Source organism: Pseudoduganella sp. RAF19 (assembly GCF_052114165.1).
Taxonomy (GTDB): Bacteria; Pseudomonadota; Gammaproteobacteria; order Burkholderiales; family Burkholderiaceae_D; genus Rugamonas.
Genome location: NZ_JBFREF010000001.1, coordinates 817,155 through 837,039, shown reverse-complemented (window position 1 = coordinate 837,039; position 19,885 = coordinate 817,155). Strand labels below are relative to the sequence as shown.

At 61.5% G+C, this 19,885-nt stretch carries 18 protein-coding genes; 11 read left to right on the top strand and 7 right to left on the bottom strand.

The window, feature by feature from the left end:
* Positions 1-11 precede the first annotated feature (11 nt).
* Positions 12-1,319: a dicarboxylate/amino acid:cation symporter gene (locus AB4Z19_RS03975; RefSeq protein ID WP_442034343.1), complete on the top strand. Its 1,308-nt coding sequence runs from the start codon at positions 12-14 to the stop codon at positions 1,317-1,319.
* Positions 1,320-1,447: 128 nt separating this feature from the next.
* On the opposite strand, the gene AB4Z19_RS03970 is transcribed toward AB4Z19_RS03975, so the two are convergent.
* Positions 1,448-2,098, bottom strand: a complete 651-nt coding sequence (locus tag AB4Z19_RS03970; protein ID WP_442029188.1) for a 3-oxoacid CoA-transferase subunit B — start codon at positions 2,096-2,098, stop codon at positions 1,448-1,450.
* Between the two features lie 11 nt (positions 2,099-2,109).
* Positions 2,110-2,808 carry a CoA transferase subunit A gene (locus AB4Z19_RS03965; protein ID WP_442029189.1) on the bottom strand — a complete coding sequence of 233 codons (699 nt, stop codon included), beginning with the start codon at positions 2,806-2,808 and terminating at the stop codon, positions 2,110-2,112.
* 84 nt (positions 2,809-2,892) lie between these two features.
* Here AB4Z19_RS03965 and AB4Z19_RS03960 point away from each other — a divergent pair, with 84 nt between their 5' ends.
* The gene (locus tag AB4Z19_RS03960) at positions 2,893-3,462 is read left to right on the top strand and encodes a LuxR C-terminal-related transcriptional regulator (protein WP_442029190.1); all 570 of its coding nucleotides are present in this window, start codon (positions 2,893-2,895) and stop codon (positions 3,460-3,462) included.
* A gap of 90 nt (positions 3,463-3,552) precedes the next feature.
* On the opposite strand, the gene AB4Z19_RS03955 is transcribed toward AB4Z19_RS03960, so the two are convergent.
* Positions 3,553-4,329, bottom strand: coding sequence for an SDR family oxidoreductase (locus AB4Z19_RS03955; RefSeq protein WP_442034342.1), 777 nt, complete (start codon positions 4,327-4,329; stop codon positions 3,553-3,555).
* 203 nt (positions 4,330-4,532) lie between these two features.
* On the opposite strand from AB4Z19_RS03955, the gene AB4Z19_RS03950 reads away from it, so the two are divergent.
* The 3 genes from AB4Z19_RS03950 to AB4Z19_RS03940 all read left to right on the top strand — a co-directional run bounded on the left by AB4Z19_RS03950 (position 4,533) and on the right by AB4Z19_RS03940 (position 8,372).
* Complete coding sequence (locus AB4Z19_RS03950; RefSeq protein WP_442029721.1) at positions 4,533-6,149, top strand: electron transfer flavoprotein-ubiquinone oxidoreductase; 1,617 nt, start codon at positions 4,533-4,535, stop codon at positions 6,147-6,149.
* Positions 6,150-6,393: 244 nt separating this feature from the next.
* Positions 6,394-7,260, top strand: coding sequence for a flagellin N-terminal helical domain-containing protein (locus AB4Z19_RS03945; protein ID WP_442030117.1), 867 nt, complete (start codon positions 6,394-6,396; stop codon positions 7,258-7,260).
* 101 nt (positions 7,261-7,361) lie between these two features.
* Entirely contained in the window at positions 7,362-8,372 is a 1,011-nt protein-coding gene (locus tag AB4Z19_RS03940; protein ID WP_442034340.1) for a hypothetical protein, read from the top strand.
* Here AB4Z19_RS03940 and AB4Z19_RS03935 read toward each other — a convergent pair.
* The gene (locus tag AB4Z19_RS03935) at positions 8,311-9,225 is read right to left on the bottom strand and encodes a LysR substrate-binding domain-containing protein (protein ID WP_442034338.1); all 915 of its coding nucleotides are present in this window, start codon (positions 9,223-9,225) and stop codon (positions 8,311-8,313) included. The genes AB4Z19_RS03940 and AB4Z19_RS03935 overlap by 62 nt on opposite strands.
* Before the next feature lie 127 nt (positions 9,226-9,352).
* On the opposite strand from AB4Z19_RS03935, the gene gcl reads away from it, so the two are divergent.
* The 5 genes from gcl to pyk are packed head-to-tail and all read left to right on the top strand — an operon-like array spanning position 9,353 to position 15,515.
* Positions 9,353-11,095 carry a glyoxylate carboligase gene (gene gcl, locus AB4Z19_RS03930; RefSeq protein WP_442034336.1) on the top strand — a complete coding sequence of 581 codons (1,743 nt, stop codon included), beginning with the start codon at positions 9,353-9,355 and terminating at the stop codon, positions 11,093-11,095.
* 12 nt (positions 11,096-11,107) lie between these two features.
* Positions 11,108-11,887 (top strand): hydroxypyruvate isomerase, encoded by a 780-nt coding sequence (hyi, locus tag AB4Z19_RS03925; RefSeq protein WP_442027855.1) that lies wholly within the window; start codon positions 11,108-11,110, stop codon positions 11,885-11,887.
* Positions 11,888-11,914: 27 nt separating this feature from the next.
* On the top strand, positions 11,915-12,802 hold the full coding sequence (glxR, locus tag AB4Z19_RS03920; protein WP_442027856.1) for a 2-hydroxy-3-oxopropionate reductase: 888 nt from the start codon (positions 11,915-11,917) through the stop codon (positions 12,800-12,802).
* Between the two features lie 5 nt (positions 12,803-12,807).
* Positions 12,808-14,076, top strand: coding sequence for a glycerate kinase type-2 family protein (locus AB4Z19_RS03915; RefSeq protein ID WP_442027857.1), 1,269 nt, complete (start codon positions 12,808-12,810; stop codon positions 14,074-14,076).
* A gap of 17 nt (positions 14,077-14,093) precedes the next feature.
* Positions 14,094-15,515: a pyruvate kinase gene (pyk, locus tag AB4Z19_RS03910; protein ID WP_442027859.1), complete on the top strand. Its 1,422-nt coding sequence runs from the start codon at positions 14,094-14,096 to the stop codon at positions 15,513-15,515.
* Positions 15,516-15,633: 118 nt separating this feature from the next.
* Here pyk and guaD read toward each other — a convergent pair whose 3' ends face one another.
* Both guaD and uraH read right to left on the bottom strand, forming a co-directional pair.
* Positions 15,634-16,938 (bottom strand): guanine deaminase, encoded by a 1,305-nt coding sequence (guaD, locus tag AB4Z19_RS03905; protein ID WP_442034334.1) that lies wholly within the window; start codon positions 16,936-16,938, stop codon positions 15,634-15,636.
* Positions 16,939-16,947: 9 nt separating this feature from the next.
* Positions 16,948-17,301, bottom strand: coding sequence for a hydroxyisourate hydrolase (gene uraH, locus AB4Z19_RS03900; RefSeq protein WP_442027218.1), 354 nt, complete (start codon positions 17,299-17,301; stop codon positions 16,948-16,950).
* A gap of 128 nt (positions 17,302-17,429) precedes the next feature.
* On the opposite strand from uraH, the gene AB4Z19_RS03895 reads away from it, so the two are divergent.
* Positions 17,430-18,230, top strand: a complete 801-nt coding sequence (locus tag AB4Z19_RS03895) for an outer envelope protein (RefSeq protein ID WP_442027220.1) — start codon at positions 17,430-17,432, stop codon at positions 18,228-18,230.
* Between the two features lie 29 nt (positions 18,231-18,259).
* Here AB4Z19_RS03895 and AB4Z19_RS03890 read toward each other — a convergent pair whose 3' ends face one another.
* On the bottom strand, positions 18,260-19,882 hold the full coding sequence (locus tag AB4Z19_RS03890) for an HAL/PAL/TAL family ammonia-lyase (RefSeq protein WP_442027221.1): 1,623 nt from the start codon (positions 19,880-19,882) through the stop codon (positions 18,260-18,262).
* Positions 19,883-19,885 lie beyond the last annotated feature (3 nt).

Sequence of the window (19,885 nt, the reverse complement as noted above, 5' to 3'; positions counted from 1 at the left end):
AGAGGTCCATCATGAAAAAGCCGTTTTACAAAATCCTGTACGTGCAGGTGCTCTTCGCGATTGCGATGGGCGTCCTGCTCGGCATCTATCTGCCTGACGACGCAGTGGCCATGAAGCCGCTGGGTGAGGGCTTCATTAAACTGATCAAGATGATCATCGCGCCGGTGATCTTTTGTACCGTGGTATCCGGCATCGGCAATATGCACGATGTGAAGAAGATCGGCCGCGTTGGCGGCAAAGCCCTGCTCTACTTCGAGGTCGTGTCGACTTTCGCCTTGATTATTGGCCTGTTCGTGGCCAACACCCTGCAGCCTGGCCACGGTTTCAACGCCGATCCGGCTACCCTGGACGTGAAATCCATCGCCAAGTACACGGAACAGGCCAAGCACCAGTCCACCGTGGACTTCCTGATGAACGTGATCCCGAACACCGTGGCGGACGCCTTCACCAAGGGCGATATCCTACAAGTGCTGCTGGTGTCGATCCTGTTCGGCTTCTCGCTGTCCCTGCTGGGCGAGCGTGGCCGTCCGGTGACCAAGCTGGTGGATGAGGTGTCGCACGCCTTCTTCGGCATGGTCAACATCATCATGAAGGTCGCGCCAATCGGTGCCTTCGGCGCCATGGCCTTCACCATCGGCAAATACGGCATCGATTCCTTGCTGCCGCTGGCCAAGCTGATGGGTTCCTTCTACCTGACCTGCTTCCTGTTCGTGTTCATCGTGCTGGGCTCGATCGCCAAGTTCACCGGTTTCTCGATTGGCCGCTTCATCCTGTACATCAAGGAAGAACTTCTGATCGTGCTGGGCACCTCGTCGTCCGAATCCGCCCTGCCTTCGCTGATGCGCAAGCTGGAAAAGCTGGGTGCTTCCAAGTCCGTGGTCGGTCTGGTGGTCCCTACCGGCTACTCCTTCAATCTGGACGGCACCAATATCTACATGACCATGGCGGCCCTGTTCGTTGCTCAGGCCACCAACACTGACCTGACGCTGACCCAGCAGCTGACCATCCTCGGCGTGGCAATGCTGACGTCCAAGGGCGCATCCGGTATCACCGGCGCTGGCTTCATCACCCTGGCGGCGACCCTGGCCGTGGTGCCGACGATCCCGGTAGCCGGCATGGCGCTGATCCTGGGTATCGACCGCTTCATGTCCGAATGCCGCGCCCTGACCAACTTCGTCGGCAACGGCGTGGCCGCAATCGTGGTCTCCAACTGGGAGCATGAGCTGGATCACGACACCCTGCGCAAAGAACTGGCCAACCCGACCCCGCTGGCCGATCTGGACGCTCCAATCGACGCACCGGTCGCCGTCGCCAAGTAATCACACGTAGCCCCTCAAGCCCCGCGCAGCAATGCCCGGGGCTTTTTTTACACCCGCAGAAAAGCAAGTGGCAGGCACATCGTGCCTGCCACTAGGGTTACGCCGTGGGTTTTATACGCGAGCGCAGATTACAGCGCGGAGAAGTCCAGTTCAACGCCCGATGCGGCGGCGATCTGTTCGCGCGATACGCCCGGCGCCAGTTCGATTACCTTGATGCCCTTGTCGCCAATCTCCATCACGCCGAGGTCGGTGATCACCATATCGACCACGCCCACGCCGGTCAGCGGCAGGTCGCAGTTCTTCAGCAGCTTGTGCGAAGTCGAGCCATCCTTGGCGGTGGCCACGTGCTCCATCAGCACCACGACCTTCTTCACGCCGGCCACCAGATCCATGGCGCCGCCCATGCCCTTCACCATTTTCCCGGGGATCATCCAGTTCGCCAGGTCGCCCTTTTCGGACACCTGCATCGCGCCCAGGATCGCCAGGTTGATTTTGCCGCCGCGGATCATGCCGAAGGAATCGGCCGATGCGAAGTAAGCGGAACCCGGCAGCGCCGTCACGGTCTGCTTGCCGGCGTTGATCAGGTCAGCGTCCACTTCATCGTCGGTCGGGAATGGGCCGATGCCCAGCAAGCCGTTTTCGGATTGCAGGAACACTTCGATATGGTCCGGCACATAGTTCGCCACCAGGGTCGGCAGGCCGATGCCCAGGTTCACATAGAAGCCGTCTTGCAGCTCTTTTGCCGCGCGCGCGGCCATTTCATCACGAGTCCAAGCCATGTTCTGTCTCCTTAGCCGGCACGCACGGTGCGCTGTTCGATGCGTTTTTCCGGGGTCGCGTTCAGCACCAGGCGGTGCACGAAGATGCCCGGCAGATGCACGGCATCCGGATCGATCTCGCCCAGTTCCACGATCTCTTCCACTTCCACCACGCAGATCTTGCCGGCGGTCGCCACGTTCGGGTTGAAGTTGCGGGCAGTCTTGCGGAACACCAGGTTGCCCGACTTGTCGCCCTTCCAGGCTTTGACCAGGGATACGTCCGCCACCAGCGAGCGCTCCATTACATATTTTTCGCCATCGAACTCGCGGATTTCCTTACCTTCGGCGACGATGGTGCCCACGCCGGTCTTAGTGAAGAAGGCCGGAATGCCTGCACCGCCAGCGCGCAGCTTCTCGGCCAGCGTGCCTTGCGGCGTGAATTCCAGTTCCAGTTCGCCGGCCAGGTACTGGCGCGCGAATTCCTTGTTCTCGCCCACATAGGACGAAATCATCTTCCTGATCTGGCGCGTCTCCAGCAGCTGGCCGAGGCCGAAGCCGTCCACGCCGGCATTATTGGAAATCGCGGTCAGGCCCTTGACGCCCGAATCGCGCAGCGCCGCAATCAACGCTTCCGGAATACCGCACAGGCCGAAGCCGCCGACGGCAATGGTCTGGCCGTCGGCTACGATGCCGGCCAGAGCGGCCTTGGCATCTGGGTAAATTTTATTCATGGTGCTCCTCTATTGGTGAGTGTTCCGAGCATAAAATACGGTCTGTCAAAGTACAATACCGTAGAAATACCGCCAACATTGAAGATGAACGCATCATACGCCATTAATTACGAGACAATCTTCAAGTTCGCCCCCGTCGGCATGTGCATTTCGGTGAACCGCGTGATCCAGTCCTGCAACGACGCCCTGAGCTCGATGTTCGGCTACGAGCACGGCGCGCTCGATGGCCAGTCCTTCCAGATCCTCTACCCGACGCAGGATGAATTCCTGCGCACGGGCGACCGCATCATCCCCATCATGAACACCAAGGGGCGCTACTCGGACGAGCGCATCATGCGCCGCGCGAACGGCGAGCTGTTCTGGTGCCACGTGTCGGGCCGCGCGCTGAATCCGCAGGAGCCGCTAGGCGCGGGCGTGTGGACCTTTGAAGACGTATCGGAAAAGCGGCCGGTGTCAGCCGAGCTGACGCCGCGCGAACGCGAGATTGCCGCCTTCCTGGTCGAGGGCAAGACCAGCAAGGCGATCGCGCGCGAAACGGACCTGTCGCCGCGCACGGTGGAAATGCACCGCGCCAAACTGATGCGCAAATTCAGCGCATCGACATCCTCGGAACTGGTGCACAAGCTGATGGGCGTGCATAAAATGGGAACATAAAGTAGGGACGCAGCACATTTCGCGCGCGGACATGTGTTACGTCCCCATTTTCGCGCGCCATGCAACGTAGGGCGGATCATCGATCCGCCGTTACTGAGCGAGCATGCCGTCGTCGGCGGAGATGATGGCGCCGTTGATGAAATGCGATTCCTCGCCCGCCAGCAGGAGCAGCAGGCCATCCAGGTCTTCCGGCTTGCCGGGACGCTTGCGCGGCAAGAGGTCGATCAGGCGCTTGCCCTGCTCGCTGGCGAAGTAGTCTTCATTGATCTCGGTTTCGATATAGCCGGGGCAGATGGCATTGGTGTTGATATTGTATTTGCCCCACTCCACCGCCATGGCCTTGGTCATGTGCACCACGCCCGCCTTGCTCATGCAGTAGACGCCGATCTGCGGCAGCACGCGCAAGCCCGCCACCGAGGCGATATTGATGATGCGATGCTGCTTGCGCGGATCGCCCTTGGTGCGCGCGATCATGCGCTTGGCCGTTTCCTGCGCCACGAAGAAGGCGCCGCGCAGATTGGTGTCCATCACGAAGTTGTAATCCTCGGGCGACACATCGACCAGCCGCTGCGTGGTCGACACGCCGGAGTTGTTCACCAGGATATCGATCGGCCCCGCTTCCGTTTCGGCGTGGGCGATGGCGGATTTGATGCTGGCGTAGTCGGTGACGTCCAGCGCCACCACATGGGCCGCGCCGCCGTCGGCCTCGATTTCCGCGCGCAGCTCTTTCAGGCGCTCGATGCGGCGCGAGGCCAGCACCACCTGGCAGCCGGCACGCGCCAGCACCTTGGCGAACCGCGCGCCCAAACCGCTGGATGCGCCGGTGATCAGGGCGATCTTGCCCTCAAAATTGACTTCGATGCCCACAGAACTGCTCCTTCACATGCTGAAGCATAATGATTACACAAAAAACCACGCATTAGATTGCCAGCACTAATAATTGACCTCACAATGCTGCCACCTTGCATTACCATACAAAAAAGAGCACACTCGTACTAATTTTTTCGCTTATTCAATTCTTATAACAAATCATGACCAACCTTGTTGAACAGTACGGCCCACGCGAGGCGATGGAGTACGACGTTGTTATCGTAGGCGGCGGCCCAGCCGGCCTGTCGGCAGCCATCCGCCTGAAGCAGGTCAACCCGGAGATTTCCGTTGTCGTCCTCGAAAAAGGCGGCGAACTGGGCGCCCATATCCTGTCCGGCGCCGTGATGGACCCGCGCGCGATCAGCGAGCTGATCCCCGACTGGAAGGAAAAAGGCGCCCCGCTGAACACCGAGGTCACCGAAGACCGCATGCTGTTCCTGACCGAGTCCAAGGCTTACAAGACCCCGAACTTCATGCTGCCGGCCTGCTTCCAGAACCACGGCAACTACGTGATCTCGCTGGGTAACGTGACCCGCTGGCTGGGCCAGCAGGCCGAGGCGCTGGGCGTGGAAATCTTCCCCGGCTTCGCGGCGGCGGAAGTGCTGTACAACGACGACGGTTCCGTCAAAGGCGTGGCCACCGGCAATATGGGCGTCAAGCGCGATGGCGAACCCGGCCCAGAATTCCAGCTGGGCATGGAGCTGCACGGCAAATACACCCTGTTCGCCGAAGGCGCGCGCGGCCACCTCGGCAAGCAGCTGATGGCCAAGTTCGACCTGAACAAGGGCAAAGATCCCCAGTCCTACGGCATCGGCATCAAGGAACTGTGGGAAATCGATCCTGCCAAGCACAAGCCCGGTCTGGTCATCCACACCACGGGCTGGCCGCTGGACACCAAAACCTATGGCGGTTCTTTCCTCTACCACCTGGAAAACAACCAGGTCATGGTCGGCTACGTGGTGGGTCTCGACTATGAGAATCCTTACCTGTCGCCCTACGAGGAATTCCAGCGCTACAAGACGCACCCGGCCATCCGCACCTTCTTCGAAGGCGGCAAGCGCATTTCCTACGGTGCCCGCGCGATTACCGCCGGCGGCCTGCAGTCCCTGCCGAAGCTGGTCTTCCCGGGCGGCGCGCTGATCGGCTGCGACGCCGGCTTCCTGAATATGAGCCGCATCAAGGGTTCCCATGCGGCGATCAAGTCCGGCATGATGGCCGCCGACGCCGTGGCGGAAGCGCTGGGCGCGGGCCGCACCGGCGACGAACTGGCCGCCTACCCGGCCGCTTTCGAGCAGTCCTGGCTGAAGGAAGAGCTGCACGTGGCGCGTAATGTGAAGCCATGGCTTAAGAAAGGCCTGTACCTGGGCTCCCTGATGACGGGCATCGACCAGATCGTGTTCCGCGGCAAAGCGCCATGGACCCTGCGCCACTCCACCCCGGATCACGCCTGCCTGCGCCCGGCCTCCGATTTCACGCCTATTACTTATCCGAAACCGGATGGCAAGCTGACGTTCGACCGCCTGTCCTCGGTGTTCATCTCGAATACCAACCATGCGGAAGACCAGCCGATCCACCTGACCCTGAAGGACAATTCGGTGCCGGTGCAGATCAACCTGTCCAAGTACGCCGGACCGGAATCGCGCTACTGCCCGGCGGGCGTGTATGAATTCGTCAAGACCGACGAGGGCCAGGACCGCCTGCAGATCAACGCCCAGAATTGCGTCCATTGCAAGACTTGCGATATCAAGGACCCGACCCAGAATATCGTCTGGGTTACGCCGGAAGGTGGCGGCGGGCCGAACTATCCGAACATGTAAATGTCATAACAGGGGCGCTGCGGCGCCCTTTTTTACATCCACGGCAAAAGGCAGGTGGCAGCCACGATGTGGCTGCCACCAGGGTTACGCCTCGGGTTTTCCGCATTGCACAATCGAAAAAACAAAAAAAACAAAAAAATTTCTGTGTGGCATTTAATGCCCTCAGGTAAACGGTCGTCTTGTACTCTTGAGAGCGCAGAACTGTACCGCTGCTCGATTTGAACCTACCAACAGGAGTTTTAAAATGCTGAGCCTTCACACCAACGCCGCGGCGCTGTCCGCTCAAAACTCGATCAGCCGCACGCAGAATCAGCTGTCGACCTCCATGACCCGTCTGAGCACCGGCTTCCGCATCAATTCCGCGATGGATGATGCTGCTGGCCTGCAGATCGCAACCCGCCTGAAGACCCAAACCTCGGGCATGGGCGTTGCAATGCGTAACACCCAGAACTCCATCTCCCTGATGCAAACCGCTGAAGGCGCCCTGGACGAGACCACCAACATCCTGAACCGCATGAAAGACCTGGCAACCCAGGCCGCTGACGGTTCCTCGACCTCGAACGACCAGACTGCAATGCAGAAGGAATTCGACTCCCTGACCGACGAACTGTCGAACATCTTCGGCAACACCAAGTTCGGCGGCACCGCACTGTTCAACTCCGGCGGCGGTAAGCTGACCTCCGCAATCACCTTCCAGATCGGTGCTGACTCGACCGAAACCCTGGCAGCTGACTTCTCCACCGAACTGAGCACCGCTTTCGGCTCGATCTCCACCGCTACCGGCGCAAACCAGACCGGTACCGGCGGTGCAGCTGGCGCCCAGCTGACCGGCGCGGCTAACGCCACCATCAACCAACTGGCAACCGCGATCGACGACGTCGGCGCACTGCGTTCCAAGCTGGGTGCTATCTCGAACCGTCTGGACCACGTCTACAACAACTTGTCCAACATCTCGACCAACACCAAGAACGCAACCGGCCGTATCATGGACGTGGACTTCGCCGCTGAATCCGCAACCATGACCTCGAACCAGATGCTGCTGCAAGCTGGTACCGCAATGCTGAAGCAGACCAACAGCCAGTCTTCCCTGGTTCTGTCCCTGCTGCAGTAATCGCCGCAGACACTGCCTGGCCCGTAAGCGGCCGGGCAGGCTAAGAGCCAACCGCACACACGGTTGGCTTTTTTATTACCGCCGTATTACCATTGGCTTTCATGGCGATAGATCGAGTCACGCCGTCCAATCCGGCGCTAAGCATCCACGACCGGCTAGTGCGCGAGGCCCCCGGCCAGGCGCAAGCACAGCCGATCCCGCCGGTGGCCCAGCCACCAGGCGATGTGCCCGACTTCGCCCTGCAACCTGGCTTGCCGGCTTCCGTCGGCGCCCTGCTCGATGCCGCCGAAGGCCTGACGCAAAACGCCGCCAATACCCAGGCCGCCGCCCTCATCGGCGCTGGCGCCCGCGCTCTGGCCGATGCCGAGCTGGCCGGCGCCATGCAGCCCAACCAGATTTTCATGTCGCGCCAGCTGGTGTGGCATACCCCCGATACTTCCACCATGGCCTCTTCCTGGCAGATCATGGTGCGCACCTACAGCGAACAGCGCCGCGCCTTGCAGGACCAGGCCGAAGGCAAACATTTGCCGGCCTCCCTATTCATGGCTGACTCCTCGCCCGGCGAAGGACGGCTCTACGCCGGCCGCCCCAATCCGAACCTGGTGTCCGAGCTGGATGCCTGGCGCTTTGCCGTCTACGCCTGGGGCGCCGAGAAACTGACCCTGCGCGTCGTTGCGCGCGACCCCGGCCAGCCTGGCCCCGACCAGCGCCGCCGCCGTCCCCGCATCGCGGTGCGGCTGGAAATGCACGTGCCGGACATCGGCAAAGTCTGCGTGCAGCTGGAGCCGGCCGAGGGTGGTGTGGTGCTGGAAATCGGCGCCATGCAGAATAGCGCCATGCAGTTCATGCGCGATATGCTGCCGCAGATCGCCAACGTGGTCGGCCGCTGCGGCCTGCAGATCGTGCGCGCACGCCTGATGCGCGAGCTGTCGCCCGTCAGCGCGGCGGACAACAACCCGACCCGATTGCAGATCGCCATGCTGACGCAATCCATCTTCAAAGCGCTGGCCGAGGTGGCCGTGCTGCTGTCGCAGCCACGGATCGAAGATGCTAGCTCCGGTTCCGCGTCCAGTATCCCGGCTGCGCATACACTGCCTTCAGCTCATCGATAAAGAAGCGGATCTTGGCCGGCAAATGCCTTTGCTGCAGATAGACCGCCATGATGTCGTAATCCGGTAGCGCGAAGTCATCCAGCACCGTAATCAGGCTGCCCTCCGCCAACTGCGCCTGGATTTCCCAGGTCGAGCGCCACGCCAGCCCTAGCCCCTCGCACGCCCAGCGATGCAGCAGTTCGCCATCGTTGCAATCGAGGTTGCCCTCCACTTTCACCGTCACCGGCTTGCCGCCCTGCTGGAAGTACCAGCCACGCTGCTGCCCGCCCTGCAGATTGAAGGCCAGGCAGTTGTGGTTCGCCAGATCGTCCAGCGTGCGCGGAATGCCGTGGCGGTCGAAGTAATCAGGCGTGCCGCACACCACGCGCCGGTTCTTCGCCAGCCGCACCGCCACGAAACTCGGATCGATCACGCCGCCGATGCGAATGCCCAGGTCATAACCCTCCCGCACCAGGTCGATCACCTGGTCCGTCAGGTTGAAGGAAATCTGCACATCGGGATTCGCCGCGAGGAAGGCCGGCGCATGGGGCGCCACGTGCTGGCGGCCGAATGACGCCGGCGCCGACACGATCAAATGGCCCGTAGCCTTATGGCGCCCTTCCGAAATATTGCGCTCGGCGATGTCCATATCCGACAACAGCTTGCGGCAGTCTTCCAGATATACATTGCCCTGCTCCGTCAGCGTCAGATGGCGCGTCGTACGGTGCATCAGCTTCACACCCAGACGCTTTTCCAGCGCATCGATACGCCGCCCCAGCATCACCGGCGTGATGTTCTGTACCAGCGCCGCGCGCGCCAGGCTGCCCTTCTCCACCACGGCCACGAAGGCCTCGATTTGCTTGAGTTTGTCCATGTTTTGATTATTCCATACTCAGAGTATCGAATAAACCGATTTTTTGTTGTCTTATCAAGGTGAAGGAAGGTCTATAGCATACAAATCATCAATAACACGCAGTACTCACAGAGACGAGGAGATAACCATGGCAAAGATGACAGCAGCTGAAGCAGCTGTTCACGTTCTGCAGAAGGAAGGCATTTCCGTTGCCTTCGGCGTGCCCGGCGCTGCCATCAATCCGCTGTACGCGGCACTGAAGAAGGTCGGCAAGATCAAGCACATCCTGGGCCGGCACGTTGAGGGCGCATCCCACATGGCGGAGGGCTACACCCGCGCCGCGCCCGGCAATATCGGCGTGTGCATCGGCACCTCCGGTCCGGCCGGCACCGACATGATCACCGGCCTCTACTCCGCACAAGCCGATTCGATTCCGATCCTGTGCATCACCGGCCAGGCGCCGCGTGCCCGTCTGCACAAGGAAGACTTCCAGGCCGTGGACATCGCCGCCATCGCCAAGACCGTCACCAAGATGGCCACCACCGTGCTGGAACCGGCCCAGGTGCCGCGCGTATTCCAGCAAGCCTTCCATTTGATGCGCTCCGGCCGTCCGGGTCCGGTGCTGATCGACCTGCCCTTCGACGTGATGATGGCGCAGATCGAATTCGATCCTGAGACTTACACACCGCTGGACGCGTTCAAGCCGCGCGCCTCGCGCGCCCAGGTCGAGAAGGCGCTGGAAATGATGAACGATTCCGAGCATCCGCTGATCACCGCGGGCGGCGGCATCATCAACGCCAACGCTTCGGCCCTGCTGCAGGAGTTCGCCGAGATCGTCAACGTGCCAGTGATCCCGACTCTGATGGGCTGGGGCACCATTCCCGATGACCACGAACTGATGGCGGGTATGGCGGGATTGCAGACCAGCCACCGCTACGGCAACGCCACCGTGCTGGCGTCGGACTTCATCATCGGCATCGGTAACCGCTGGGCCAACCGCCACACCGGCTCCGTCGATGTGTTCACCGAAGGCCGCACCTTTGTTCACGTGGATATCGAACCAACCCAGATCGGCCGCGTGTTCGGCCCGGACCTGGGCATCGTGTCCGACGCCGGCTATGCGCTGGAGCTGTTCGTCGAAGTCGCCAAGGAATGGAAAGCCGCCGGCAAGCTGCGCGACCGCAGCGGCTGGGTGGCGCAGTGCCAGCACCGCAAGCGCACCATGCTGCGCAAGACCGGCTATGACAATGTCCCGGTCAAGCCGCTGCGCGTGTACGAAGAGATGAACAAATATTTCGGCCGCAATACGCGCTACGTGTCCGCCATCGGCCTGTCGCAGATCGCCGCCGCGCAGTTCCTGCACGTCTATCAGCCGCGCAACTGGATCAACTGCGGCCAGGCCGGTCCGCTGGGCTGGACCATTCCCGCTGCGCTGGGCGTGCGTGCTTCCGACCCGACCACCGACATCGTGGCGATTTCGGGCGACTACGATTTCCAGTTCCTGATCGAAGAACTGGCTGTGGGCGCGCAATTCAAGCTGCCTTACATCCACGTGCTGGTGAATAACTCCTATCTGGGCCTGATCCGCCAGTCGCAGCGCGGCTTCGATATGGACTTCTGCGTGCAGCTGTCCTTCGAAAACGTGAACGCGCCGGAACTGAATGGCTACGGCGTGGACCACGTGGCCGTGGTGGAAGGCCTGGGCTGCAAGGCGATCCGCGTGCACAAACCGGACGACATCATCCCCGCTTTCGAAAAAGCGCGCGAATTGATGGCTCAGTTCAGCGTTCCCGTTGTAGTGGAAGTGATCCTGGAGCGCGTGACCAATATCGCCATGGGCACTGAAATCAACGCCATCAATGAATTCAACGACGTCATCGACGCAGCATAAAGGAGACTGCAAATGCCTAAATACGCCGCCAACCTGACCATGCTGTACAACGATGTGCCCTTCCTGGACCGCTTCGCTGCAGCCGCCGATAACGGATTCAAAGGTGTCGAGTTCCTCTTCCCCTACGTCTTCGAACCGGAACAGATCCAGGAAAAACTGCAGCAGTACAAACTGGAGATGGTGCTGCACAACCTGCCGGCCGGCCGCTGGGAAGCCGGCGAACGCGGTATCGCCTGCCATCCCGACCGCGTCGAAGAATTCGAAGAAGGCGTGGCTTCGGCTGTGCGCTATGCCAAGGTGCTGGGCACGCAGCGCATCAACTGCCTGGTCGGCATCCAGCCGCAAAAAGTGGAGCGCAGCGCAGCCCAGGAAACGCTGGTGCGCAATCTTAAGTTTGCCGCTGACGCGCTGAAGAAAGCCGGCGTACCGCTGCTGATTGAACCGATCAACACCTACGACATCCCGGGCTTCTTCCTGTCCGGCACCCGCCAGGGCCTGGAGCTGATCGAGCAAGTGGGCTCGGACAACCTGTTCCTGCAGTACGACATCTATCACATGCAGCGCATGGAAGGTGAACTGGCCAACACGATCAAGAACCACAAATCCGTCATCAAGCATATCCAGCTGGCCGACAATCCGGGCCGCTTTGAGCCGGGCACGGGTGAGATCAACTACCGCTACCTGCTGAACTTCCTCGACGAAATCGGCTACGACGGCTGGGTGGGCTGCGAATACAAGCCCAAGGCCACCACGGCGGAAGGCCTGGGCTGGCGCGAAGCACTGGCAGCATAAAACACCAACACGATAAGGAGACCAATCATGCAAAAACTCGGATTCATCGGCCTTGGCATCATGGGCGGCCCAATGGCAGGACACCTGCAAGCTGCCGGCCACAAACTGTATCTGCACGACGTAAAGAACCCGCCAGCCAACCTGGTGGAAAGCGGTGCTACCGTCTGCACCTCCGCCATGGAAGTGGCCAAGCGCGCCGACATCATCTTCCTGATGGTGCCGGACACCCCGCAGGTGGAAGAAGTGCTGTTCTCGGAAGACGGCATCGCGGCCGGCCTCACCGCCGGCAAGATCGTGGTGGACATGAGCTCCATCTCGCCGATCGCCACCAAGGAATTCGCCAAGAAGATCAACAAGAAAAGCTGCGCCTACCTGGACGCTCCGGTGTCCGGCGGCGAAGTGGGCGCCAAGGCGGCCTCGCTGACCATCATGGTCGGCGGTCCGCAGGAAGCCTTCGACACCGTCAAGCCGCTGTTTGACCTGATGGGCAAGAACATCACCCTGGTGGGCGGCAATGGCGATGGCCAGACCACCAAGGTCGCCAACCAGATCATCGTGGCGCTGAACATCCAGGCTGTAGCCGAAGCCCTGCTGTTCGCATCCAAGGCGGGAGCCGATCCTGCCAAGGTGCGTGAAGCGCTGATGGGCGGCTTTGCTTCCTCGCGCATTCTGGAAGTGCATGGCGAGCGCATGGTGAAGCGCACCTTCAACCCTGGCTTCCGCATCGCCCTGCATCAGAAGGACCTGAACCTGGCCCTTCAAGGCGCCAAGGCCCTGGGCGTGTCGTTGCCGAACACCTCGGCCACGCAGGAACTGATGAACGCCTGCGCGGCCAACGGACTATCCGGCCTCGATCACTCGGCGCTGTGCCAGGCGGTCGAGCTGATGTCCAACCACAAAATCGCACAAGGCTGAACACCATGACCGCGCCACAACCTCGCCAGCTCCTGCTGGACCTTTACGACGCAGCAATTGGCGCGGTTCATCCGCGCAACCTGGTGCAGGATTTCCTGCCAACGCCGCCTGCGAACGGCAAGACTCTCGTGATCGGCGCAGGCAAAGGTGCGGCCGCGATGGCGCAGGCGGTGGAGCGCAGCTGGCAAGGCCCCTTGTCCGGCCTGGTGGTAACTCGTTATGGCCATGGCGCCGACACCCGGCATATCGAAGTGGTGGAAGCCTCCCACCCGGTGCCGGACGACGCCGGCCAGAAGGCTGCCGCGCGCATGCTGGAAATGGTGCAGGACCTGACCGAGAACGACCTGGTGCTGTGCCTGATCTCCGGTGGCGGCTCCGCCCTTCTGGCGTTGCCGGCCGAAGGCATCACCCTGGCGACCAAGCAGGCCATGAATAAGGCCCTGCTGAAAAGCGGCGCCACCATCGGCGAAATGAATTGCGTACGCAAGCACCTGTCCGCAATCAAGGGCGGCCGTCTGGCGCTCGCTTGCGGCAAGGCGCGCGTGGTCACGCTGTTGATTTCCGACGTGCCGGGCGATGACCCGCGCGTGATCGCCAGCGGCCCTACCCTGCCCGATGCCACCACGAGTGCCGAAGCGCTGGCCATCCTGCGCAAGTACAACATCGGCATTCCGCAAAGCGTGCAGGAACATCTGGAATCGCCCGCCAGCGAAACACCAAAGCCGGGCGATCCACGCTTTGCAGGCCATACACATCACGTGATCGCTACCGCGCAGTATGCACTGGAGGCCGCCGCCGCCAAGGCGCGCAGCGCAGGCATCACACCCTACATCCTGTCAGACGGCATTGAAGGCGAAGCGCGCGACATCGGCTTGATGCACGCCGCCATGGCCCGCCAGGTTGTCGCCCACGGCCAGCCCTTCCAGCGTCCATGCGTCATCCTGTCCGGCGGCGAAACCACTGTCACCGTGCGCGGCGAAGGACGCGGCGGCCGTAACGTGGAATTCCTGCTCAGCTTTGCTCTGGCCATGGAAGGCGCAAACAATGTGCACGCCATTGCCTGCGACACCGACGGCATCGACGGCTCGGAAGACAACGCGGGCGCTGTGTATGCACCGGACTCGCTGGCGCGCGCCGCAGCGAAAGGCGTGAACGGCAAGCACCTGCTGGCCGACAACGATGCCTACAGCTTCTTCAGCGCGCTGGATGACCTCGTGGTCAGCGGCCCGACCCGCACCAATGTGAATGATTTCCGCGCCATCCTGATCCTGTAAAAGAAAGACCGCAAAACATGCGCAGAGAACGCAAAGCCAAAATCGTTGCAACCCTCGGCCCGGCCAGCAATGACCGCGCCACCATCAAGGCGCTGTTCGAAGCGGGCGCCGACGTGTTCCGCTTCAACTTCAGCCATGGCAGCCATGCCGACCACCACGCGCGCTACCTCGTCGTGCGCGCCATCGAAAAGGAATTGGGCCGCCCCATCGCCATCCTGGCCGACCTGCAAGGTCCCAAGCTGCGCATCGGCCAGTTCGGCGGCGGCAAGGTGACGCTGCAAGCCGGCGCAGAGTTCCGCCTGGACCAGGACCCGGCACCGGGAAGTGTGAATCGCGTCTGCCTGCCGCATCCCGAGCTGTTCGCGGTGGTCAGTGCAGGCCAGTCATTGCTGCTGGACGATGGCCGTATCCGCCTCGAAGTGGTCGGCAGTGAGCCGGACGCCATCTACACCCGTGTGGTGACGGGCGGCGTGCTGTCGGATCGCAAAGGCGTGAACGTGCCTGATGCCGTGTTGCCCATCCCCGCGCTCACCGCCAAGGACAAGGCCGACCTCGAATTCGCGCTGGATCTCGGCGTGGACTGGATCGCCCTCTCCTTCGTGCAGCTGCCCGAAGACGTGGCGCAGGCCAAGGCACTGGTGAATGGCCGCGCCGGAGTGCTGTCCAAGCTGGAAAAGCCGGCAGCGCTGGAGCGACTGGAAGAAATCGTCAGCGTGTCCGACGCGATCATGGTGGCGCGCGGTGACCTTGGCGTCGAACTGCCACCCGAGCGCGTGCCCGGCGTCCAGAAGCGCATCGTGCGCCTGTGCCGCAAGCATGGCAAGCCGGTCGTAGTGGCCACGCAGATGCTGGAATCCATGGTCAACGCACCGGTGCCGACGCGTGCCGAAGCCTCGGACGTCGCGAACGCCGTGTATGAAGGCGCGGATGCTGTAATGCTGTCGGCCGAATCGGCCAGCGGCGCGTATCCGGTCCAAGCGGTATCGATCATGAACCGCATCATCTGTGAAGTGGAGCGTGATCCGCTGTATCCCGCCATGATCGAAGCCCAGCACCAGGCTCCGCTGCCCAACAAGGGCGACGCCATCAGCGCCGCCATGCGCGACGCGGCGCGCATCATGGGCGCCAAAGCCATGGTGGCTTATACGAATTCAGGCCATAGCAGCCTGCGCACGGCACGCGAGCGGCCGATGGCGCCGATCGTCAGCATCACCCCCAAACCGGAAACGGCGCGCCGTCTGGCGCTGGCCTGGGGCGTGCACAGCACCGTGAGCCAGGATGTCAGCAATGTGGATGAAATGGTGGCCGCGGCTTGCCGTACGGCGCTGCGCGAGGGGTTCGTGAAGCCGGGCGATCAGATTGCCATTGCAGCGGGCACGCCGTTCGGCCAGCCTGGCAGCACTAACCTGCTGCGCCTGGCGGAAATCTGGCCGCAGTAGATCCTCTAGTACCGTCTTTCTCTTTTGCGCCGGCTGAATGCCGGCGTTTTTTTTAACCCACGGCAAAAAACAGGTGGCAGCCACGATGTGGCTGCCACCAGGGTTACGCCTTAGGTTTTTATTCGCCGCGCTGGTGGACTTGCCTGCCCGCCGCATAAGTAGCAGCAATAGCGCGATCGTCACCCAGCAGGGCCAGCGCAAACAGCAGTTCCTCCAGGCTGTTGGTGCGCGTGGTGCGGCGCTCCAGCAGCGGCGTGGCTTTCGGGTCCATCACGATGAAGTCCGCCTCGGCGCCCGGCACGAAATTGCCGACGATACCTTCCAGCTGCATGCTGCGCGCACCGCCCAGCGTCGCCAGGTAGAACATGCGCATCGCCGGCAGATACGTTCCGCCCATGCGCGCAACCTTGTAAGTCTCATTCATCACCTGCAGCATCGAGAACGACGTGCCGCCACCGACATCCGTCGCCAGCGACAGCGCAACGTGCTGGCGATCAGCCGCAGCGAAATCGAACAAGCCACTGCCAAGGAACAGATTGGACGTCGCGCACATCGACACAGCAGCGCCGGTGGCCGCCATGCGTGCGCGGTCCTCGTTGTCCAGCCAGATGCAGTGGGCGTACATGGAACGTGGGCGCAGCAGGCCGTATTTATCGTACACGTCCAGGTAGCTGCGCGCGTCCGGGAACAGCGACTTCACCCACGCCACTTCATCGGTATTTTCCGCCACATGCGTCTGCACATAGGTGGTCGGGAAGGCCCGCGCCAGCTCGCCGCACAGCTGCAGCTGCGCGTCGGTGGATGTGGGCGCGAAACGCGGCGTAAGCGCATACATATTGCGGCCCTTGTTGTGCCAGCGCCGGATCAACTCTTCGCTTTCACATGCGCTGCTTTCCGCCGTGTCCTGCAGGAAGTCCGGGCAATTCCGGTCCATCATCACCTTGCCCGCCGCCATACGCAGGTTATGCGCTTCGGCCGCGCCGAAGAAAGCGTCCACCGACTGAGGATGCACGGTGCAGTACACCATGGCTGTGGTGGTGCCGCAACGGAGCAGTTCCTTGACGAAGAAATCCGCCACGCCGCGCGCGTGCTCCGGATTCCTGAACTGGCGCTCGGTCGGGAATGTGTAGGTATCGAGCCACGGCAACAGACCGGGCGCCGGCGATGCAATCATATCCGTTTGTGGATAATGAATGTGGGTGTCGATAAAGCCCGGCATGATGATCTTGCCGCGGTAGTCGCGTACCTGCGTGCCGGGCGGTAGCGTGTCCTTCAGCAGCGCGTAATCGCCTGCCGCCACCACACGGCCGGCATTCAGCACCAGCAGCCCGTCTTCGTGCCAGGAGTGCGCTTTGTCGCTGATCGCCGGATCGTCCGTGAAGTGCAGCAGACTGGCGCGGAAAACTTTGATTGAATTGCACATGACATCGTCCTAGCTGCCGCGGTAAGTGGAATAAGCCCATGGCGACACAACGATCGGCACGTGGTAGTTCGCATCGGTGTCCGCAATGCCGAAGGCAATGATCACTTCGTCGACGAAGCGTGGCTCCGGCAGCTTGACGCCTTGCGCCGCAAAGTAATCGCCGGCGCCAAACACCAGCTCATACTTGCCCGCAATGACTTCGCCGCCCGCCAGCAAAGGCTGTTCGCAGCGCCCGTCCTGGTTGGTAACGGCGGTCTTCAACAGCACCTTGGTATTGCCGTCCACGCGGAACAGTTTGACCTGAACGCCCGCACCAGGTTTGCCCTGCGTGATATCCAGGACGTGTGTACTCAGTTTGCCCATAAGGTCTCCTTTATAAGTGAGATCGATCTTATACGGCTGGCCATTGCGAAATATTCACCACGGCGAATATCAATCATGAGCTGCGTCGACATAATCAAGACTCCATATAAATAAAGAGGAGACACACGATGTACAAGCAATTAGCTGTTCTGGCCCTCGCGGCCCTGGGCACGCAGCAAGCCAGCGCTGCGGATTGGAGCGATACGTCGATCGGTTACCGCTATGGCACGAAATTCGCCGAGCCGTATAACCCGAACGACATCAAGAAGCACATCGTGAGCTGGACCTATGCCGACGGCTACAAGTACGGCGGCAATTACATGAACGTCGATTTCCTGACCTCGGACGGCACCGACAACAACGCGCATGAAGCCTATGTGTTGTATCGCCACACACTGGACATCGGCAAGATCACCAGGAAGGAATTGAAGTTCGGCCCCGTGCGCGGCGTCGGCATCACCGCGGGCTTCGACTGGAACGCCAAGAACGACGACACCTACAACTCGCGCAAGCGCATGGTGGTGCTGGGCCCGACCCTGATGATGGACGTGCCGGGCTTCTTGAACGTGAGCCTGTATGCGGTTTGGGAAAGCAACCAGCCGCTGGGCGTGGCCAAGCGCTATTCCTACGATACGCGTCCGATGCTGAGCACTGCCTGGGGCATCCCGCTCGGCCACGGCTTCAGCTTCGAAGGCTACGGCAACTGGATTGGCCGCAAAGGCATCGATGAATTCGGCGGCACCACTTCGCCCGAAGTGAATATCGACGCGCAAATCATGTACGACGTAAGCCCGCACCTCGGCGCCAAGCCTAACACCTTCAAGGTCGGCTTCGAGTACCAATACTGGCGCAACAAGTTCAGCACCCCGCACAACATCCCAGGCAGCACGGCAAGGACGCCGATGATACGCGCGGAATACCACTTCTAAGAAAAACGGCCCTCGCGGGCCGTTTGCTTTTATACGAACTCGCCTACTTTTGCTGTCACTGCCTCCCGCACCGAACCGCTGGTGACGAAGCTGTGCGCCACCTGGATGTCGTTGTGGAACCAGCGGTCGCCGTCCATGCAGGCCGGGATCTGCTTGCGGATCTCGTCATAAGCCGCTTGCGTACCTTCGCCCAGCTTGAAGCCCGGCAGCAGGCCTTCGGTCATGGTCAGCGCCTGCGCTGCCAGCAGCATCTCCACACCCACGATGTACTGCGTGTTCTGCACTACGGTGTGGGCCTTGCGCGCGCACCAGGTCGAGTTGGAGATATGGTCTTCGCTATTGGCCTTGGACGGAATGGAGTCCACACTGCCCGGCATGGACAGGGTGCGGTTCTCCATCACCAGGGAACTCAGCGAACATTGCACCACCGGATACCCGGTATTCACCCCACGCAGGCCGGACATCAGATTGCGCGGCAAGCCCCATGACAGTGTCGGATCGATCAGGCGTGCAACGCGGCGCTCGCAGATGCTGCCCAGGTCCGTAATCGCCATTGCCAGCAAATCCATCGCCTGCGCCAGATACTGGCCGTGGAAGTTACCGCCCGAGATGATCTCGAACCCGCCGCCGTCCTTGCCGAAGATCAGCGGGTTGTCGGTGGCCGAATTGATCTCGTTCTTCACGATGGTGTCGATGTAGTCCAGCGCATCGAACACCGGGCCGTAGACTTGCGGCGTGCAGCGCAGCGAATACACATCCTGGATGCGCGGCGTGTAGGGAATATCAGTGCGGCGCAATTCGTCAGGGAACTGCACGGCGCGAGCTTCATGTGTGGTGCGGGTGGAGCCCTTCAGCAGCTTGCGCACCACGGCTGCAGTCTTGATCTGGCCTGGGTGCGGACGCGCCTGCTGGATACGTGGATCGAAGGCCGACATCTCGGCGCGCATCGCCTCCAGCGTCAGCCCCAGCGACAGGCAGGCATCCGTCAGCAGGTCGCGCGCGTCCTTTGCCGCCAGTACCGCCACTGCCAGCGAAGCGGTGCAGCCATTGATCAGGGCCGATGCATCCTTGGCCTTGAGATCGAATTTGACGGGACCGACTTCAGCGCGGGTAATCGCCTCTGCGGCCGGCATGCGGGCACCTTTGTACATCACTTCCGCTTCATCGAAACCGGCGATGGCGGCCGCCAGATAGGCCAGCGGCGCCAGGTCGCCCGATGCGCCAACCGAGCCTTTTTGCGGCATGATCGGATGGATGCCGGCGTTGATGAAGGCCAGCAGGCGGTCCACCACTTCCACGCGCGGCGCCGAGAAATTGCTGGCGAAGGCATTGGCGCGCAACAGCATGGTGGCGCGGCTCACCTCTTCCGAAAACGGTTCGCCGATGCCGCCGCTGTGGGCCTTGATCAGCTGCGTCTGGAACAGTTCAATATGCTCCACCTTGATGCGGGTGTCCTTCAGCAGGCCGACGCCGGTGTTAAAGCTGTACATCATCGGCGCTTCATCGTGCATCCAGGTCGATTCGATGTAGTCGCGGCTTTCCTTTAATGCAGCGCGTGAGGTGGCGGACAGTTCCACTTTTGCGCCGCTGCGCGCGACCGCCAGCACCTGTTCGGCGGTGAGATTGAATCCATCGATAGTGACATTGCTCATTTC

Excerpts from the sequence above, each read along its gene's own strand:
- pyk (WP_442027859.1), top strand. The coding sequence starts at position 14,094 with ATGCGCAGAGAACGCAAAGCCAAAATCGTTGCAACCCTCGGCCCGGCC.
- AB4Z19_RS03945 (WP_442030117.1), top strand. The coding sequence starts at position 6,394 with ATGCTGAGCCTTCACACCAACGCCGCGGCGCTGTCCGCTCAAAACTCG.
- AB4Z19_RS03965 (WP_442029189.1), bottom strand. The coding sequence starts at position 2,808 with ATGAATAAAATTTACCCAGATGCCAAGGCCGCTCTGGCCGGCATCGTA.
- AB4Z19_RS03935 (WP_442034338.1), bottom strand. The coding sequence starts at position 9,225 with ATGGACAAACTCAAGCAAATCGAGGCCTTCGTGGCCGTGGTGGAGAAG.
- AB4Z19_RS03940 (WP_442034340.1), top strand. The coding sequence starts at position 7,362 with ATGGCGATAGATCGAGTCACGCCGTCCAATCCGGCGCTAAGCATCCAC.
- gcl (WP_442034336.1), top strand. The coding sequence starts at position 9,353 with ATGGCAAAGATGACAGCAGCTGAAGCAGCTGTTCACGTTCTGCAGAAG.
- AB4Z19_RS03890 (WP_442027221.1), bottom strand. The coding sequence starts at position 19,882 with ATGAGCAATGTCACTATCGATGGATTCAATCTCACCGCCGAACAGGTG.
- AB4Z19_RS03970 (WP_442029188.1), bottom strand. The coding sequence starts at position 2,098 with ATGGCTTGGACTCGTGATGAAATGGCCGCGCGCGCGGCAAAAGAGCTG.
- AB4Z19_RS03960 (WP_442029190.1), top strand. The coding sequence starts at position 2,893 with ATGAACGCATCATACGCCATTAATTACGAGACAATCTTCAAGTTCGCC.
- hyi (WP_442027855.1), top strand. The coding sequence starts at position 11,108 with ATGCCTAAATACGCCGCCAACCTGACCATGCTGTACAACGATGTGCCC.
- AB4Z19_RS03975 (WP_442034343.1), top strand. The coding sequence starts at position 12 with ATGAAAAAGCCGTTTTACAAAATCCTGTACGTGCAGGTGCTCTTCGCG.
- AB4Z19_RS03950 (WP_442029721.1), top strand. The coding sequence starts at position 4,533 with ATGGAGTACGACGTTGTTATCGTAGGCGGCGGCCCAGCCGGCCTGTCG.
- AB4Z19_RS03915 (WP_442027857.1), top strand. The coding sequence starts at position 12,808 with ATGACCGCGCCACAACCTCGCCAGCTCCTGCTGGACCTTTACGACGCA.
- AB4Z19_RS03895 (WP_442027220.1), top strand. The coding sequence starts at position 17,430 with ATGTACAAGCAATTAGCTGTTCTGGCCCTCGCGGCCCTGGGCACGCAG.
- uraH (WP_442027218.1), bottom strand. The coding sequence starts at position 17,301 with ATGGGCAAACTGAGTACACACGTCCTGGATATCACGCAGGGCAAACCT.
- guaD (WP_442034334.1), bottom strand. The coding sequence starts at position 16,938 with ATGTGCAATTCAATCAAAGTTTTCCGCGCCAGTCTGCTGCACTTCACG.
- glxR (WP_442027856.1), top strand. The coding sequence starts at position 11,915 with ATGCAAAAACTCGGATTCATCGGCCTTGGCATCATGGGCGGCCCAATG.